Origin of the sequence: Kitasatospora sp. NPDC057518 (assembly GCF_042802075.1) — a bacterium.
In the GTDB taxonomy this organism is placed as follows: domain Bacteria; phylum Actinomycetota; class Actinomycetes; order Streptomycetales; family Streptomycetaceae; genus Kitasatospora.
Window position 1 is genome coordinate 1 of sequence record NZ_JBHVEU010000156.1, and the last position, 17,880, is coordinate 17,880.

Sequence of the window (17,880 nt, forward strand, 5' to 3'; positions counted from 1 at the left end):
GCAACACGACCCACCCCCACAGACAGCCAACCCGCCCCGACCGGCACACACTTACTGTCCCACGCCCAACCCAACCGACTTCGCCAGCAGAGTCGACCGGCCGACTTCCTGTGCAGTGCGGCTGGTTGACCGAGGGCCGTGAACGGAGCGCAGGACTCGCAGGTGCCGATCCCGGGGGTACGAGGACGGCCCCTCGGTGCCGGGTGAAGGCCTGCTGGAGCGCGGTGGCTGTCAGGTCGTCGAGGGGGAGCCGACTTCCGGCGGCTAGGGTTGGGGCCATCGATCGATGCGCGGGGGCCAAGTCGATTGCCATAGAGGGATCCTGGCGTCCCCGTCCGCTGCCGAAGGGGCCGCCGTCATGCCGGATTCCGCCACGCCCAGCCCGCCCAGCACACCCAGCCCGCTCGACCTGCTCGTCCGCTACCGGCGGGCGATGCTCGACCTGGACGCGGACGCGCTGGCCGAACTGTACGCCGAGGACGGGGTGCACGAGTTCCCGTTCCTGTTCCCCGGGATGCCGGAGCGGTACCGGGGGCGGGAGGAGATCCGGGCCGGCTACTGGGCCGCCTGGGGTGCGAGCGCGGCGCGGCCGCGGGAGATCCGGGAGGTGGCCGTCCACCCGGGGGCCGACCCGGAGGTGCTGACCGTCGAGCAGCAGGTGGTCGGGACGCTCGCCACCACCGGGGAGCCGTTCACCGTGCCGGGCCTGCTGGTGATGCGCGCCCGGGACGGCCTGCTGGTGCACGTGCGGGACTACATGGACGGCCTGGGCGTGGCCCACGCGATGGGCCGGCTGGGTGCCGTCGCCGCGCGGCTGGGGGTCGAGAGGGCCTGACCAGCGAGTTGAGTCAGGTGGATCCTGCACACTGTTCCGCAGATGCGTCGGACGACCGATGCGAACCGGTCGAGACCAAATCCGTCTATCCGCTCCCCGTGGGCGACGGAGTACTCGTCGATGCGGCCCCGGCCATCCGTGATGTGGTTCCGCACCTTCCTGAAAGCCAGCTCATCCAGGCAGCGGGAGGCGAGCTCGAGGCCGCACTCGTCGTTGGCGATCGCCAGGTAGCGGGGGCGCAGGAGGTCGCGCAGCTCCGTGATCCGGCCTTCGGGGACAGAGAGCCGGTGGAACGTCGACCTGCGAGTGCTGATGGTTTGGCTGGTTGTCTGGCGCATGTCGTTGTTCCTGTTGGTTCGTCGGCCGAGGAGCGCCGAGGAGCGCCGAGGAGCTCGGACGCCGTACTGGCGGTCCGGGCTGTTGGGCGGAGGGGAATCGGTCACGAAGAGTCGGGCGCAAGTTCCAGCGAGATGAGAATGGAGGAGGCGAGTAGGACGCGCCAGTCGGCGTCGTGCTCGGCGGAGAGCAGCTGGAGAGCGCCCCGCAGTCGGAGCTCACGGCGGGTGCCGCGGATGGAGGACTCCTCGTTGGTGCAGATGGCGCTCACCAGACGGAGCGCACCCAACTTGACCGGCATGTTCGGCTCGCTTTCCAGGTGCGTGCTCTCCAGGAGCGATGCGATTCGCAGCAAGGTTGCGAGTACGTCCTGTGCGTCCTGATCCCGATGAAGGGCGGCCATACCGGTGGGGAGCCCCAGGTTGTGGAGGACGTTGGTGATGCCCCGAGGATGGAAGCGGGAGTCGGCGTCCTGGTTCTCCATGTGTTCCAGGATCCGAGCCACCTCACTCCAACGCCATTGGTAGCAGAGTGCCTCGGCGAGCAACCCGGTGAGCGCGACACGCAGGCGAGGAGAAAGCCGTCCTCCGGCGAGCATTGCCCGGCAGCGCTGTTCCACCTCGTCATCGCGGAGAGCCGACGTGCCTAGCCCGTGGTTGAGTTGTTCGATCTCCGCCAGGAGCCGTGTTTCGGCAGTGCTGGGGAGGTTTTCCAGGAGCTGTGTGAACTTCGCCATCAGTTCCAGTACTTCGTCGTTCGGACCACCCCGGCGTGTCATCGTTCGCAGGGTGACCAGCAGGTTGGCGACGATGTGTGCGACATCCAGCGGGTGTGAATCGCAGAGCTGGCCGGCCAGTTGGTGAACTCGACGGCCCTGGGCCAGGAGCTGCTCGACGGGCGCCGCTTCCAACTCGGCCAACTCGGCCAAGGACATGCGGATCTTGAGTTCGAGGACGGCCGCCGACGGGCCGCAGCCCAGGACGTAGGCGAGCTCAGCCTCGAACAACCGTCTGGCCGCGGCCAGTTCTCCCCGTTCGAGGTGGGCGCTGGCCAGGTTCCCCCACAGGATCGCGACCTCACTGGAGGAGAACCCCAGCCGCTGCGCGTGCTCGGCGAGGCTCTGCGCGTGTGGCATCACGGCGAGGGCGTGTCGCTCGTCGCCGTGCCGCAGGAAGGCCGCCAGCCACAGCTGCACGTGGAGGGCCGACCGGCGTAGGACGCGCTCGACGGTCGCCCTGTCCCTCTCCACCCGGCCGCGCACTACGTACTGGACGATCTCGTTGACGCTGATGGTCTGGTCGACCTCCTCCGGGTGGGCCTCGGACCACTCCTCGGGCGGGCGGGCGCACAGCGGGGCATCGCGTCGGACCAGGGACTCCGACCAGAGTGCGCGGTGCACTTCGGAAGAGTTGAAGGAGTTCCCCGGGTCGTCCTGCAGAACGATCGGTTCGGGCGTGTCGAGGTAGGCCAGTTCGTCCGGGGCGACGGCAATGGCGATGAGGAGGTGCAGCGGGATCTGGCGCGATCCCAGGTAGCCCGCCGCCTGGACGGACGACATGGCGATCTCCGATACGAAGGGTCGCTGGGGAAGCGCATACCGGTCCACCCGTTCCAGGGCGAAGTGGATCGCCGCCACCAGGGTGTGGGGATAGCCGGCTGGGATGGACCGTTCGTCGTCGAGTGCGAGGTCGCGGATCGAGCGCAGGTAGCGCGGCACCTCGGCGAGTCCGAGCTCGCAACTGAGGAGGTAGCCGCAGGCGAGTTCCAGGGCCAGTGGCCAGTGCGCCAGAGCCGCGGACAGGTCCATGGCCGCGCGTTCGGCATGCTCGTCCCACGGGGAGTCGTCCGCGAGCCTGAGGCGCACCAGGGCTCCTGCTTCGGTCGGCGTCAAGGCCTGGACGTCGATCTTGTGCGGATGAGCCGCCCAGCCGGCCTGGTTCGTGGAGGTGACGATCACATGGCCCCGCCCGCTGCTGGGCATCCACGGGTGGAGGCTGTGGCGATCGGTCGCATTGTCGAAGATCAGCAGCCAGCGTTCGGCGGACGCGCTCAGCAGCGCCCTGACTCCGTCCTGCAGCCGGGTGTCGTCGTCGGGAGCCCGGTCGCCTTGGGGATGCAGCCACTCGTGGATCCTCCGGAACGAGGTCATCAGGGAGGCGGTGCTCTCCGCGTTGACCCAGAAGATCCAGTCGTAGGAGTCCGCGGTGTCGTGGGCGTAGGCGGCGGCAAGACTGGTCTTGCCGATGCCGGACAAGCCGAGCAGGGCGCAACTCGACGGAACCCGGGGGCCGGGGGAATCCGCCAGCGCGGCCCGGACCCGGGAGAGGACCTCGGAACGCGGGACGTCCGGCACCGACGGGACGGGGCCGATCATGATTCCCCAGTCGAAGGCGCCCAAGTCCCACGCCAGGTGGCGGCTCTCGGTCAGGAGCTCGCTGCGGAAGGCCTCCAGCTCGAATACGCCCTCCGATTCTCCAGCGGCCCGGTGGTGGATCTCCGACACCAGGTGATTGGACATGCGCCCGGCCGACTGGTGACCGAGCCCGTCCCGGTGCCGGGCCCGGTGTTCCCGGATCCGTTCCCGGAGCTGATCGCGGAACTCGTGCGGATCGCGCAGGTCGGACTTGATCCGGGCGCGGCCCAGGGCGCGCAGGTCGTTGTCGCGGAGATCGTCCACGCTCGACAGCTTGGAGCTGCGGTCGAGTGCCTGGCGGAGCGCCGCCCTGAGCGTTCCGAGGTCACCGCCGTGGGTCAACGCCTGCTTCAGCCGGACTGCCTTGGGATGCAGCCGCTTGTTCGTGATCAGTTGGTAGGACTCGGCGGTCGGGCATGCGCGGACCATCCGCAGAAGGATCGCGTAGGCGGCTGGGGCCGACAGCTCGGTGTCGGGGCCGCCGGACTTCACCTGGGCGGCTACGACCGGCCGACGCAGGTCGTCCACCAGGTAGTAGTCGATAGCGTCCGTGTCAGCGGTTCCCGGTGAGGATTCGTCGCTGTCGTTGTCGTGGCCGGAGGGTTCGATCACGGCTGCGGCGATGTCGCGCCTGGCGTCCTCAAGGGCTTCGAGCAAGGCTTCCAGCGTGACCAGGTACTGGTACTGGAATCCAGCTGCTGCCGCTTGGCCCCCGCGTTTGGGCATGGCTCTGGACCTCCGGCCGTTCTCTCGATTTGGCTCGGACCAGGGTCCTCCACGTCGGTTGAAACAGAGAGGGATAGCGACAATTCGACCTTGCGAAGACTGTTTTGGGCCGCTTTTGACCGGTCAGAGGGCGAAGTGGGCGGCGATGCCGTCGAGGACGCAGTCGAGGCCGGTTTCGAACTGCCAGTCGGGGTCGTCCTTGCGGGTGGCCGCGTGGAGGTAGCGCTGGTAGTTGGGGTAGCGGCCGGTGCCCATCAGCCAGGTCATCCGGGGGGCGAGGCCGGCCCGGGTCTGGTCGCCGTCGGACCAGCCGCGCTCGCGGCGCAGGGTGTTCAGGGTGACCTCGGTGGTGACCGAGCCGTGGACGTAGCCGGTGACGGTGCGGAACACCGCCATGGTGGTGTCGGCGTCCAGGCCGTGCTCGGCCAGGGCGGCGAACGCGTGCTCGGGGACGGCGAGTTGGTTCGGGCTGAGGGAGAACGGGGTGGCCGCCCGGACGGTCCACGGGTGGGCCAGGTGCATGGCCCGCAGGTGGAGGGCGAGGGCGCGCATGGTCTCCCGCCAGTCCTCGGCGGGGGCGGCGTCCAGGGGGAGCCGGCCGTAGACGAAGTCGACCATCAGCTCGATGAGTTCGTCCTTGCCGGAGACGTACCGGTAGGCGGCCATCGGGGCGACGCCGAGTTCGGCGGCGAGCCGGCGCATGGTGACGGCGTCCAGGCCCTCGGCGTCGGCGACGGCGACGGCGGCCTCGGCGATCCGCTGCGGGGTCAGGGTGGTGCGCGGGGCGGGGGCCGGGCGGTCCAGGCGCTCCCAGAGTGACGCCGGGGGCCTGTCGTCGCCGGTGGGGGTGTCCCCGGTGGGGGCCTGCTGAGCGGGCATGGGGGCGGGCTCCTTCCGACTGGGGGTCGGTCCCACCGTAGCACCCTCCTGTGTACGGCGTATCGGCAGTGGACGCCGTACACGTCGATGTGTACGTTGTATTCGAGACGGATACGCCGTACACACCAGCCATCCCGGAGGGGGACTCCCATGTCCACGGAGCAGAAGTCCAGCGAGCGGACGTCCAACGAGCAGAACCTGAAGGTCGCCGTCCTCGTCGGCAGCACCCGCGACGGCCGCTTCGGCCCGGTGGTCGCCGACTGGCTGCTCGGCCACCTCGAAGCGCGCGGCGACCTGACCGCCGACCGGATCGACCTGGTGGAGACCCCGCTGCCCGTCACCTTCCCGTCCTTCGGCGGCGAGCTCTCCCCGGACGACGCCGCGCTGCTGGCCGCCGTGTCGCCCCGGCTGGAGGCGGCCGACGCCTTCGTGATCGTCACGCCCGAGTACAACCACAGCTTCCCGGCCCCGCTGAAGAACGCCATCGACTGGCACAACCGGCAGTGGCACGGCAAGCCGGTCGGCTTCGTCTCGTACGGCGGCCTGTCCGGCGGCCTGCGGGCGGTCGAGCAGCTGCGGGTGGTGATGGCCGAGCTGAACGCCGCCACGATCCGCAACACGGTCAGCTTCCACGGCGCCTCGCAGTGCTTCGACGCCGAGGGCAAGGCGATCGACCCGGCCGCCGACACCGCCGCCAAGACCATGCTCGACCAGCTCACCTGGTGGGCGCAGGCGCTGCGGGACGCCCGCCGGGCCCGCCCGTTCGCGGCCTGAGCCGGGGAAGGGGGCGGACGGCATGGCCACGGAACAGAGCGGGGGCCAGAACAAGGAGCAGGCCGACGAGCGGCCCAAGCCGCCGCTGCTCGGCGTCGTCGGACTGATGCTCGGCATCTTCCTCTCGGCCCTCGACGGCCAGATCATCGGCACCGCGCTGCCGACCATCGTCGGCGACCTCGGCGGGCTGGAGCACCTCTCCTGGGCGGTCACCGCCTACCTGCTGACCTCCGCCGCCGCCACCCCGCTCTGGGGCCGGCTCGGCGACCTGTACGGGCGCAAGGGCGCCTACCAGTGGGCGGTGGTGGTGTTCCTGGCCGGCTCGGTGCTGGCCGGACTCGCCCAGGACATGGGGCAGTTGATCGCCTTCCGGGGCCTCCAGGGGATCGGCGCGGGCGGGCTGATGGTCGGTGCGCTCTCGGTGATCGGGGTGCTCGTCCCCGCCTCCGACCGGGCGCGGGTGCAGTCGGTGGTCGGCGTGCTGATGCCGATCGCCTTCGTCGGCGGACCGCTGCTCGGCGGCTTCCTCACCGAACGGCTGAGCTGGCGCTGGGCCTTCTACGTCAACCTGCCGGTCGGGCTGGTCGCGCTGCTCGCGGTCGGCGTTGGGGTGCGGCTGCGGACGGAGCGGGTGCGCGCCCCGTTCGACTGGGCCGGGGTCGCCCTGCTGACCACCGGCATCCTCGCGCTCACCCTGGTGGGCAGCTGGGGCGGCACCGCCTACTCCTGGACCTCCCCGGTGCTCCTCGGCACGGCGCTCGTCGCGGTGGTCGCGCTGGGCTGGTTCGCCCGGACCGAACTGCGCGCCCCCGGGCCGCTGATCCCGCCCGCGCTGTTCCGCGACCGCAACTTCACGGTGGCGCAGGTGCTGGGCTTCCTCACCGGCGCGGTGATGATCGCCCTGGTCGGCTACCTGCCGCTCTACCTGCAACTGGCCCGGGGCGCCTCGCCCACCGCCGGCGGGCTGCTCCTGCTGCCGCTGATGCTCGGCATGATGGGCACCCAGCTGGTGACGGCGCGGCTGATGGGCCGGCCCGGAGGCGAGCGGCGCTACCCGCTGCTGGGCGGCGCGGTCACCCTGGCCGGCGGCGCGCTGCTGCTGCTCCTGCGCACCGACACCCCGATCGCCGTGGCCTCGGCCCTCACGGCCGTCGCCGGGATCGGCCTCGGCCTGGTGATGCAGAGCACCCTGCTGACCTCGATGGGGGCGGTCCGGCCGCAGGACATGGGCGCGGCGATGGGCGTGGTCACGCTGCTGCGGAGCATCGGCGGCTCGCTCGGCATGGCGGCGCTCGGCGCGGTCTACACGGCGCGGCTCACCGACTCCCTCACGGAGCACCTAGGGGCTGCCGAGGCCGGCCGGCTCACCGGCGGCGGGCTGACCCCGGCCTCCCTCGACGGGCTCCCGGCGGCCGTCCGCGACGCCGTCGGGGCGGCGGTCACCGGCGGCCTGCACGGCACGGTCGTGGGCGGGGTGCTGCTGGCGGCCGCGGCGACGGCCCTCGCCTGCCTGGTGCGCCCGCAGCAGGCAGCGGCCAGGGAGATCAAGCCGCCGAAGCCCGAGCCCGAGCCGACGAAGCCAGACCCGGAGCCGGAGCCGGCCGATACCCCCGCGAAGGCGGCCACGGCCGGGTGATCCGGAGAACGCGCAGGCCCCCGGGCGGAACGGGGGACCGCCCGGGGGCCTGCGGAAAAGCCGGTCAGCTCAGCACTCGATGACGTTGACGGCGAGCCCGCCGCGCGAGGTCTCCTTGTACTTGATCTTCATGTCGGCCCCGGTCTCCTTCATCGTCTTGATCGCCTTGTCCAGCGAGACGTGGTGCCGTCCGTCGCCGCGCAGCGCCATCCGGGCCGCGGTGACGGCCTTGACGGAGGCCATGCCGTTGCGCTCGATGCAGGGGATCTGGACCAGGCCGCCGACCGGGTCGCAGGTGAGGCCGAGGTTGTGCTCGATGCCGATCTCGGCGGCGTTCTCGACCTGCTCGGGGGTGCCGCCGAGGACCTCGGCGAGGCCGCCCGCGGCCATCGAGCAGGCGGAGCCGACCTCGCCCTGGCAGCCGACCTCGGCGCCGGAGATGGAGGCGTTCTCCTTGAAGAGCATGCCGATGGCGCCGGCGGCGAGCAGGAAGCGGACGATGCCGTCGTCGTCGGCGCCCGGGATGAAGTTCAGGTAGTAGTGCAGGACGGCCGGGATGATCCCGGCGGCGCCGTTGGTCGGCGCGGTGACGACCCGGCGGCCGGAGGCGTTCTCCTCGTTCACGGCCATCGCGTAGAGGGTCACCCACTCCATCGCGTTGGCCGGCCCGATGCCCTCGGCGCGCAGCGCGCGGGCACCCGAGGCGGCCCGGCGGCGGACCTTCAGCCCGCCCGGCAGGATGCCCTCGCGGGACATGCCGGCCCGCACGCACTCCTGCATCACGGACCAGATCTCCAGCAGACCGGTCCGGATCTCCTCCTCGCTGCGCCAGGCCTTCTCGTTCTCCAGCATCAGGCCGGAGATCGACAGCCCGGTCTCCCGGCTGAGCCGCAGCAGCTCGTCACCGGTGCGGAAGGGGTACTTCAGCACGGTGTCGTCGGGCTTGACCCGGTCCGCGCCGATCGCGTCCTCGTCCACCACGAAGCCGCCGCCGACCGAGTAGTAGGTCTTCTCCAGCAGGGTCGAGCCGTCCGCCGCGTACGCCCACAGGGTCATCCCGTTGGCGTGGTACGGCAGCGAGCGGCGGCGGTGCAGGACCAGCTGGGTGTCCGGGTCGAAGTCGATCGGGTGCTCGCCGAGCAGGTTGATCCGCTTCTCGGCGAGGATCCGCTCGACGTCCTTGTCGGCCTGGTCGACGTCGACGGTGCGGGGCGAGGCGTTCTCCAGGCCGAGCAGGACGGCCTTCGGGGTGCCGTGGCCGTGGCCGGTGGCGCCGAGCGAGCCGTACAGCTCGGCCCGTACGCCCGTCACCCGGTCCAGCAGGTCCTCGGTGCGCAGTCGGCGGGCGAACATCCGGGCGGCGCGCATCGGGCCCACGGTGTGGGAGCTCGACGGGCCGATGCCGATGGAGAAGAGGTCGAAGACGCTGATGGCCACGGGGGACGTCCTTGTCTGGTCTCGTGGAAGGACTTGCGGGCAGGGAGGGGCCGACACGGGACGGGGCACCGCGCGCACTTCCAGTGTGCGCGGTGCCCCGGGGTGCCTGGTACGCCGGAGGGGTGAGGCCGGTCACCCCGCCCGAACGATCACCGGAGTGATCAGAGGTTCGGGTAGAGCGGGTACTTCGCGGCCAGGGCGGAGACCCGGGCCTTCAGCGCGTCGGCGACGGTCTCGTCGAAGGCGGGCTTGAGCGCCTCGGCGATGATGTCGGCGACCTCGCGGAAGTCCTCGGCCTGGAAGCCGCGGGTGGCCAGGGCCGGGGTGCCGATGCGCAGGCCCGAGGTGACCATCGGCGGGCGCGGGTCGTTCGGGATGGCGTTGCGGTTGACGGTGATGCCGACCTCGTGCAGCCGGTCCTCGGCCTGCTGGCCGTCGAGCTGGCTGTTGCGCAGGTCGACCAGGACCAGGTGGACGTCGGTGCCGCCGGAGAGCACGCTGGCGCCGGCCTCGGCCACGTCGGCCTGGAGCAGGCGCTCGGCGAGGATGCGGGCGCCGTCCAGGGTGCGCTGCTGGCGCTCCTTGAACTCCTCGGAGGCCGCGACCTTGAAGGCGACCGCCTTGCCGGCGATCACGTGCTCCAGCGGGCCGCCCTGCTGGCCGGGGAAGACCGCGGAGTTGATCTTCTTGGCGAACTCGGCCTTGGACAGGATGACGCCGCCGCGCGGGCCGCCCAGGGTCTTGTGGGTCGTGGTGGTGACCACGTCCGCGTAGGGCACCGGGTTCGGGTGCAGCCCGGCGGCCACCAGGCCGGCGAAGTGCGCCATGTCCACCATGAGCAGCGCGCCGACCTCGTCGGCGATCCGGCGGAACGCGGCGAAGTCGAGCTGGCGCGGGTAGGCGGACCAGCCGGCGATGATCAGCTTCGGCTGGTGCTCCTTGGCGAGGCGCTCGACCTCGGCCATGTCGACCTGGCCGGTCTTCTCGTCCACGTGGTACGCGGCCACGTTGTAGAGCTTGCCGGAGAAGTTGATCTTCATGCCGTGGGTCAGGTGGCCGCCGTGGGCCAGGCTCAGGCCCAGGATGGTGTCGCCCGGCTGGATCAGCGCGAACATCGCGGCGGCGTTGGCCTGCGCGCCGGAGTGCGGCTGGACGTTGGCGTGCTCGGCCCCGAACAGGGCCTTGATGCGGTCGATCGCGATCTGCTCGACCACGTCGACGTGCTCGCAGCCACCGTAGTAGCGGCGGCCGGGGTAGCCCTCCGCGTACTTGTTGGTGAGCACCGAGCCCTGGGCCTCCATGACCGCCACCGGGGCGAAGTTCTCGGAGGCGATCATCTCCAGGGTGGTCTGCTGGCGGTGCAGCTCGGCGTCGACCGCGGCGGCGATCTCCGGGTCGAGGGCGTGCAGGGACTGGTTGAGAACAGTCATGGTGTGGTCTTCCCGGGAGGAGGAGGGAAAGGGGCCAGGGCGGGACGGACCGCGGTGCGGCGGCCCGTCCCGTCGGGGGCTCAGCCCTGGGGGTTGGTGAGCGCGTCGTACTCGTCGGCGCTGAGCAGCTCGTCGGTGGCCTCGACGCGCACCTTGAACAGCCAGCCGCCCTCGAAGGGGTCGCTGTTGACGAGGGCGTTGTTGTCCAGGACGTCCGGGTTGACCTCGGTGACCTCGCCGGTCACCGGGGAGAACAGGTCGCTGACCGACTTGGTGGACTCCAGCTCGCCACAGGTCTCGCCGGCGGTCACGGTCTCGCCGACCTCGGGCAGCTGCACGTAGACGATGTCACCGAGCGCGTCCGCGGCGTGCTTGGTGATACCGATCGTGGAGACACCGTCCACGGCGGCCGTCAGCCACTCGTGCTCCTTGGTGTACTGAAGGTGCTGGGGGTTGCTCATGGCGTCATTCTCCAGGATGGGAAGCGGGTACGACGAAGCGGGCCGCCGCGCGGACGGCTGCGACGTGCGCGTATGGGAAAACGGGGGCGTGCGAGGGGTCAGCGGGCGCGCTTGTAGAACGGCAGCGCCACGACCCTGACGGGCTCGTGCTTGCCGCGCACGTCCACCGCGACGGTGGTGCCGGGGGCGGCGTGGGCGGCGTCGACGTAGGCCATCGCGATCGGCTGCCCCAGGGTCGGGGACGGCGCGCCGGAGGTGATCCGGCCGATCGGCTCGCCCTCGGTGGAGACCACGGTGTACTCGGCGCGCGGCACCCGCTTGCCGTCGGAGACCAGGCCGACCAGCACCTTCGGCGGGTTGGTCTCGGCCGCGGCGGCGGCCGCCTCCAGGGCCTTGCGGCCGACGAAGGCGCCCTCGTTGGTGGTCTTGTCGAAGCGGACGACCCGGCCCAGGCCGGCGTCGAACGGGGTCAGGTCGGTGGACAGCTCGTGCCCGTACAGCGGCATGCCGGCCTCCAGGCGCAGCGTGTCGCGGCAGGACAGGCCGCAGGGGACCAGGCCGCGGTCCGCGCCGGCGGCGGTCAGCGCCTGCCAGACCGGCTCGGCGTCGGCCGGGTGGCAGAAGATCTCGAAGCCGTCCTCGCCGGTGTAGCCGGTGCGGGCGAGCAGCACCTCGCGGTCGGCCACGAAGGCCGGGAGGATCGCGTAGTACTTCAGGCCGGGCAGGTCGGCGTCGGTGGTGTCGGCCAGGATGCCGGTGGCCTCCGGGCCCTGGACGGCGATCAGCGCGTAGGTGTCGCGGTCGTCGGTGACGACGGCGTCGAAGCCCTTGGCACGGGCGATCAGCTCGTCGAGGACCAGCTGGGCGTTGGAGGCGTTGGCGACGACCAGGAAGGCGTCCTCGCGCAGGCGGTAGACGATCAGGTCGTCCAGGATGCCGCCGTCCTCGGCGCAGATCATGGTGTAGCGGGCGCGCAGCTCGCCCAGTGCGGAGACGAAGCCGACCAGGGCGTGGTCCAGCATCTCGCCGGCCTGCGGGCCGGTGACGGTGATCTCGCCCATGTGCGAGAGGTCGAACAGGCCGGCCTTGGTGCGGACGGCGAGGTGCTCCTCGCGCTCGCTGCCGTAGCGCAGCGGCATGTCCCAGCCGGCGAAGTCGGTCATGGTCGCGCCGAGGGCGCGGTGCAGCGCGTCGAGCGCGGTCAGGCGGAGGGACGACATGGCCAGGAACTCCTCGGTCGGGGCACTCAGGGGTGCACGCACCGGACCGGACCCGCTGGGGGGCCGACCCTGCGCGCGGGCATGCGGCGGCGTGGGTCTCCCCATCTGTCGTCGAACCTGAGAGCTTCACCGCCCCGCCGCCCGCAGCCGTTTCCAGCTTGGGGGACAGCATGACGGCTTGCACCGTGGGTGGGCGCACGACAGGGCCGGGCGCCGCTTTCCAGATGTGCCTAACCCGTGCGGTAGGGGTGCCTGAGAGATTCCGGGGAGGACTTGCTCCTTCGGCGCCGGCTGTGCCTGAGCGGCACTCCGGGCTCTCCCGCGCGGGTTCGAGCGGCCGGTATGGAGTTGTGGGGGCCCGCGGCGCATGCCGTCGGACGGGCACATCATGGCACGTCCCGGACGACGAGGGGAGGGGGGACCCGGTCACACCGCGCGGGACCCGAACACGAGTCCTGACCGCACCCCCCGCACGCCTCTAGACTGCTGCGCGTCGGTGCGGCAGTGGGCGGCCGACGGCAGAGGGCGGAATCGGCGGCGCATGGGGTACCCGGTGGAGCAGCAGCAGGGGTGGGGCGGACCGGAGGAGGCGCCGGCGGGCGGCTCCTGGCCGGCCAACGAACTGGAGCAGGTGCTGACCGCGGCCCTGGGCGACCCGGGCGCGACCCCACGGGTGTTCGAGGTGCTGGCGCGCAGCCAGGTGTGGGTGCCGCTGCCGGCCGGGGCCGACCCGCAGGGCCAGGCGCTCGACCTGCCGACCATCGAGCTGGGCGGCGACCCGTACGTGCCGGTGTTCTCCTCGCAGGAGGTGTTCCTCCGGCAGGCGCCGGGGATGGCCTTCGCGATCGCGCCGGTGTGGGAGTTCGCCCGCGGACTGCCGCTGGGCCTGGGCATCGCGGTGAACCCGGACGCGCCGGTGGGCCTCCCGGTGCCGCCGCAGGGGGTCGCCGAGCTGCGCCGCGGCCCGCGCGAGGACCGCTGGGAGCAGGCCGAGGGCGCCGCGGAGCCGACCGGCGGCCGGGTGGCGCTGCGCGAGCCGGTGCCGGGCGAGGACCCGGAGCACTTCCTGGCCGCCTGCCGGAGCGAACTGTCGGCGCTGCCCGGTGTGTTGACCGCCCGCAGGGCGCTGGCCAGCATCGAGGGCGAACCGACCGTGATGTTCGTGGGCGTCCAGTTGGACCCGGCGGCCCCGGCCGACCCGGCCGCGGTGAACGAGGCACTCGGGCGAGCGCTGGGAACCGCGCCGCTGCCCGGGGGCGTCCACCTCGTACTGCTCGACCTCGCCGACGACCCGGTGGTCGAGTGGCTGCTCACCCGGGTACTGCCTTTCCACACGCGGGCGTGAGCGGGTCCGGATCAGAGGCACGTCGCCGTGGCGGTGGCCGGTGCCGCGCCATAGGGTGCGTGCAGACGGCCGACGGGTCGGCGGGTTGAGGGAAAGAGGCGCGGCGAGGTGGGCGCATGAGTGCGGGAACGGGAGCGGGCGGTGTGCCGGGGCCCTGGGGCCAGGCACCGGCCGGGCGCCCGGGAGCTGATCCCGGCGCGTTGGAGCGCGCCCTGCGCGACGTCGCGCCGGAGCGCTACGACGCGTACGAGCGGCTGCTGCACGCGCTGGCGGACGGCCGGGTCTGGATGCTGCTGTGGCACGGCACGCCGGGCAGCCCGGACGCGCAGTACGGGAACATGGAGATCAGCGGCCACGGCTACGCGCCGGCCGTCACCTCGCCCGAGCAGCTGACCGCCTCCGGCTGGGCGCGGGCCCACGAGGTCGTCTCCGGCCGGGAGATCGCGGCCTCGCTGTACCGCACCCGCTGGGGCCTGTGGCTCAACCCGCACGCCCCCGGCGGCGGCGTCGGCGTGCCCTGGGCGGACCTCCGGCGGGTCGCCGCGGGCCTGGACCGGCTGCCGGCCGGGCCGTTGAAGCTCAGCGAGCCGCAGTTGAACGCCCAGCCGTTCTTCGCGCTGCTGGAGCGGCAGGCCGCCGAGGTGCGCGCGGTCCGGGCGCTGCGCCGGGCCTGGGTGCAGCCCGCGGTGGGGGAGCCGTACCTGGCCATCGGCCTTGACCTCTACGAGAGTTCGCCGCCGGCGGTGGAGGCGGTGCGGGCGCTGATGCAGCGCGCGATCGCGGTGGCCCCGGAGGGGCTCGCGGTGTCCACGGTGGCGATGTCGGACGAGTACGACCCGGTGGCGCTGTGGATGCGCGCCAACGCGCGGCCGTTCTTCGACCGGGAGGCGGGCCGCCCGCCGACCGGCCCGTACCCGCCGGTGCCCCCGCCGCCGTACCCCGGGCAGTCGATGCCGGGCTACGCGTACGGCACCCAGCCACCGGCGCAGGGCTGGCAGCAGCAGCCCCAGCGGCCGTGGCCCGGCTACCCCGGGCGCTGAATCCCAAAACCCATTCTCCGAAGCCGACTTGATTGTCCGTCAAGTCGGCTTCGATGCTTTCCGGACGAATTTCCGGATGTGCGGCCCGGTCATCTTGACATGGCAGTTACAGCCATGTGAAGAGGTATATGCCGAAGATCGGGGAGGTGCATGCACGCAGATCACAGTTGGGCATCTGTCGGTTGTCAGGGCTGGCGCAAGCCAGTTCGGATGGCAGAGAGTTCTGCGCAACGCACCGCGCGTGCTGGAACCCCACAAAGGTGAGCGCGCACGCCGACAAGCCCGTCCACGCGACGCCCATCCCGCGTGGTGGCAGTGCCTGTGCACGACGCACTGCCGTCAACACCCGCTCCTCCTAAGCACCTCCGCACGTCCGCAGCCGCACCGCCGAAGACGGCGACCGGCACCCGTGGGCCGGCCACCGTCGGCGAGGGGACCAACTGACCATGACATCCGTGACCACCGCCGGGAACGAGCCGGAGGCAGCAGCCGCCGCCGGACCGGCCAAGAAGATCGAGGGCCGCTCCCTCGGCCAGATCGCCTGGACCCGCTTCAAGCGGGACAAGGCCGCCGTCGCCGGCGGCGTCGTGGTGATCCTGCTGATCATGCTCGCCGTGCTGGCCAAGCCGATCGAGTCGATGTTCGGGCTCGACCCGGACGCCCTCCACCAGGACCTGCTGGACGCCGACCTCGGCGGTCTGCCGTTCGGCGACTGGGGCGGCATGAGCCTCGAACACCCGCTCGGCATCGACCCGCTGCAGGGCCGTGACCTGCTCACCCGCGTCATCGAGGGCTCCTGGGTCTCCCTGCTGGTCGCCTTCGGCGCGACCCTGCTGTCCAACACCATCGGCACCGTGCTCGGCATCATGGCCGGCTACTACGGCGGCTGGGTGGACACCGTGATCAGCCGGGTGATGGACGTCTTCCTGGCCTTCCCGCTGCTGCTCTTCGCCATCGCGATCTCGACCTCGCTCCAGGGCGGAGCCTTCGGCCTGCACGGCCTGCCGCTGCACATGCTGGTGCTGATCTTCGTGATCGGCTTCTTCAACTGGCCCTACATGGGCCGGATCGTGCGCGGCCAGACGCTCTCGCTGCGCGAGCGGGAGTTCGTCCACGCGGCCCGCAGCCTCGGCGCCCGCGGCCCGTTCATCCTGTTCAAGGAGCTGCTGCCCAACCTGGTCGGTCCGATCCTGGTCTACTCGACCCTGCTGATCCCGACCAACATCCTCTTCGAGGCGGGGCTGAGCTTCCTCGGCGTCGGCATCCAGCCGCCGCAGGCCTCCTGGGGCGGGATGCTCCAGGACGCGATCCGGTACTACCAGGTGGACCCCCAGTACATGGTGGTCCCCGGTCTGGCGATCTTCGTCACCGTGCTCGCCTTCAACCTGCTCGGCGACGGTCTTCGCGACGCCCTCGATCCCAAGAGCAACTGATCCCGCCGCACATGACCACGCATCATGTGATGCGCCGTCAAGGCTCTCCTTCACCGCCTCCCATCCCCAAGGGGTTGATCTCACCCATGCGTAGGTCCCGTACCGTCGCCCTGACCGCGGCCGCAGCCGCCGCCGTCCTGGTCGTGACCGGTTGCACCAGCTCGTCGAAGGACACCGGTTCCGCCTCGTCCTCCGGCACCGGAGGCGGCTCCGGCGCCAACGCCGCCACCAAGGGCATCGTCAACGCCTCGGACAAGAAGGGCGGGACGGTCACCTACGAGATGAAGGGCACCCCGGACTCGCTCGACCCGGGCAACACGTACTACGCGTACATCTACAACTTCTCGCGCCTGTACGCCCGCTCGCTGACCACCTTCAACCCGGCGCCGGGCGACGAGGGCAACAAGCTCGTCCCCGACCTCGCCGAGTCGATGGGCCAGGTCAGCGCGGACGGCCTGACCTGGACGTACAAGCTGCGCAAGGGCCTGAAGTACGACGACGGCACCCCGATCTCCTCGAAGGACGTCAAGTACGCCGTCGAGCGCTCGAACTACGCGCTGGACGTGAACTCCAACGGCCCGGTCTACTTCCGCGAGCACCTGGTGGACAACGCCACGCCGTACGCCGGCCCGTACAAGGACAAGGAGGGCGGCCTCGACTCGATCGAGACGCCCGACGACACCACGATCGTCTTCCACCTGAAGCAGCCCTTCGCCGACTTCGACTACCTGGTCAGCGCCCCGCAGACCGCGCCGGTCCCGCAGGCCAAGGACACCGGCTCGGAGTACGTGAAGAAGATCGTCTCCTCGGGCTCCTACAAGTTCGAGTCCTACGAGGACGGCAAGCAGGCCGTCCTGGTCCCGAACACCAACTGGGACGCGAGCACCGACCCGATCCGCAAGCAGCTCGCGGACAAGATCGTGCTCCGGATGAACATCGACCAGTCCACCATCGACAAGGACCTGCTGGCCGGCAACGCCCAGGTCGACCTGGTGGGCGGCGGCGTCGACCCGCAGACCCAGGCGCAGATCCTCCAGAACCAGAAGCTGAAGGCCAGCACCGACAACGCCTACGGCGGCCGCCTGGTCTACATGGCGATCAACTCCAAGCTCGCGCCGTTCGACAACATCGAGTGCCGCAAGGCCGTGCAGTACGCGGTCGACAAGGTCTCGGTGCAGACCGCCCTCGGCGGCCCGATCCGCGGCCAGATCGCCAACACGGTGCTCCCGCCGGACATCCCGGGCCACCAGGACTTCAACACGTACGAGACCAAGGACAACAAGGGCGACGAGGCCAAGGCCAAGGAGGCCCTGAAGGCCTGCGGCAAGGAGGGCGGCATCAACACCGTCCTCTCCGCCCGCACCGAGCGCGCCACCGAGGTCGCCGCGGCCACCTCGATCCAGGCCGCGCTGAAGAAGGTCGGCATCAACGCCGAGATCCAGCAGTACCCGCAGGGCAAGTACCTCCAGGACAGCGCCGGCTCCCCGCAGTTCGCGGCCGAGCACAACATCGGCCTGATGATGATGCAGTGGGGTGCCGACTGGCCGACCGGCTACGGCTTCCTCCAGCAGATCGTCGACGGCCGCACCATCAAGCCGTCCGGCAACAACAACCTGGCCCAGCTGGACAACCCCGCGGTCAACAAGCTGCTCGACGACGCCGCGATCAACCCCGACAAGACGGCCCGCGAGAAGATCTACGGCGACGTCGACAAGAAGGTCATGGACCAGGCGGTCTACGTCCCGCTGACCTACTTCAAGGTCTTCCTGTACCGCCCGGACAACGCCACCAACGTGGTCTCCACCTCGGCGTTCTCGGGCGAGTACGACTACCTGAACATCGGCGTCAAGTAAGAGCCTGGCTCCGCATCCCTGAAGGCAGGTGAAGGCAGCGGCGCCCGCCGCCGTCCGGAAGC

General features: G+C 71.0%; 13 protein-coding genes and 1 riboswitch. Of the genes, 7 read left to right on the forward strand and 6 right to left on the reverse strand.

The annotated features are described in order from the left end of the window. Positions 1-358: 358 nt before the first annotated feature. Complete coding sequence (locus ACFU7Z_RS18000) at positions 359-835, forward strand: nuclear transport factor 2 family protein (protein ID WP_380778197.1); 477 nt, start codon at positions 359-361, stop codon at positions 833-835. 439 nt (positions 836-1,274) lie between these two features. Here ACFU7Z_RS18000 and ACFU7Z_RS18005 read toward each other — a convergent pair whose 3' ends face one another. Together ACFU7Z_RS18005 and ACFU7Z_RS18010 are read right to left on the reverse strand one after the other, a co-directional pair. Beyond that, on the reverse strand, positions 1,275-4,310 hold the full coding sequence (locus ACFU7Z_RS18005) for an NB-ARC domain-containing protein (protein ID WP_380778199.1): 3,036 nt from the start codon (positions 4,308-4,310) through the stop codon (positions 1,275-1,277). Positions 4,311-4,433: 123 nt separating this feature from the next. Beyond that, entirely contained in the window at positions 4,434-5,189 is a 756-nt protein-coding gene (locus ACFU7Z_RS18010) for a TetR/AcrR family transcriptional regulator (protein ID WP_380778201.1), read from the reverse strand. A gap of 150 nt (positions 5,190-5,339) precedes the next feature. On the opposite strand from ACFU7Z_RS18010, the gene ACFU7Z_RS18015 reads away from it, so the two are divergent. After that, positions 5,340-5,963, forward strand: a complete 624-nt coding sequence (locus tag ACFU7Z_RS18015) for an NADPH-dependent FMN reductase (RefSeq protein ID WP_380778203.1) — start codon at positions 5,340-5,342, stop codon at positions 5,961-5,963. 22 nt (positions 5,964-5,985) lie between these two features. Beyond that, the gene (locus tag ACFU7Z_RS18020; protein ID WP_380778205.1) at positions 5,986-7,599 is read left to right on the forward strand and encodes an MDR family MFS transporter; all 1,614 of its coding nucleotides are present in this window, start codon (positions 5,986-5,988) and stop codon (positions 7,597-7,599) included. A gap of 69 nt (positions 7,600-7,668) precedes the next feature. Here the strand turns inward: ACFU7Z_RS18020 and ACFU7Z_RS18025 are convergent, their stop codons facing one another. The 4 genes from ACFU7Z_RS18025 to gcvT all read right to left on the reverse strand — a co-directional run bounded on the left by ACFU7Z_RS18025 (position 7,669) and on the right by gcvT (position 12,147). Continuing rightward, complete coding sequence (locus ACFU7Z_RS18025; protein ID WP_117489616.1) at positions 7,669-9,036, reverse strand: L-serine ammonia-lyase; 1,368 nt, start codon at positions 9,034-9,036, stop codon at positions 7,669-7,671. 161 nt (positions 9,037-9,197) lie between these two features. Next, a complete protein-coding gene (gene glyA, locus ACFU7Z_RS18030; RefSeq protein ID WP_049649095.1) occupies positions 9,198-10,466 on the reverse strand; it encodes a serine hydroxymethyltransferase in 1,269 nt (422 codons plus the stop codon). An 80-nt stretch (positions 10,467-10,546) separates the two neighbouring features. After that, positions 10,547-10,927 (reverse strand): glycine cleavage system protein GcvH, encoded by a 381-nt coding sequence (gene gcvH, locus ACFU7Z_RS18035; protein ID WP_049649096.1) that lies wholly within the window; start codon positions 10,925-10,927, stop codon positions 10,547-10,549. A gap of 98 nt (positions 10,928-11,025) precedes the next feature. Further along, on the reverse strand, positions 11,026-12,147 hold the full coding sequence (gene gcvT / locus ACFU7Z_RS18040) for a glycine cleavage system aminomethyltransferase GcvT (protein ID WP_049649097.1): 1,122 nt from the start codon (positions 12,145-12,147) through the stop codon (positions 11,026-11,028). A 230-nt stretch (positions 12,148-12,377) separates the two neighbouring features. Beyond that, a riboswitch (glycine riboswitch) is annotated at positions 12,378-12,479 on the reverse strand. Positions 12,480-12,688: 209 nt separating this feature from the next. Between gcvT and ACFU7Z_RS18045 the strand changes: the two genes are divergently transcribed. The 4 genes from ACFU7Z_RS18045 to ACFU7Z_RS18060 all read left to right on the forward strand — a co-directional run bounded on the left by ACFU7Z_RS18045 (position 12,689) and on the right by ACFU7Z_RS18060 (position 17,818). After that, on the forward strand, positions 12,689-13,492 hold the full coding sequence (locus ACFU7Z_RS18045; protein ID WP_074001487.1) for an enhanced serine sensitivity protein SseB C-terminal domain-containing protein: 804 nt from the start codon (positions 12,689-12,691) through the stop codon (positions 13,490-13,492). A gap of 116 nt (positions 13,493-13,608) precedes the next feature. Continuing rightward, positions 13,609-14,532, forward strand: a complete 924-nt coding sequence (locus tag ACFU7Z_RS18050) for an enhanced serine sensitivity protein SseB C-terminal domain-containing protein (RefSeq protein WP_079271895.1) — start codon at positions 13,609-13,611, stop codon at positions 14,530-14,532. A gap of 446 nt (positions 14,533-14,978) precedes the next feature. Continuing rightward, positions 14,979-15,965, forward strand: a complete 987-nt coding sequence (locus tag ACFU7Z_RS18055) for an ABC transporter permease (RefSeq protein WP_049649099.1) — start codon at positions 14,979-14,981, stop codon at positions 15,963-15,965. Between the two features lie 86 nt (positions 15,966-16,051). Then, a complete protein-coding gene (locus ACFU7Z_RS18060; RefSeq protein WP_074001488.1) occupies positions 16,052-17,818 on the forward strand; it encodes an ABC transporter substrate-binding protein in 1,767 nt (588 codons plus the stop codon). The last annotated feature ends 62 nt before the right edge of the window (positions 17,819-17,880 follow it).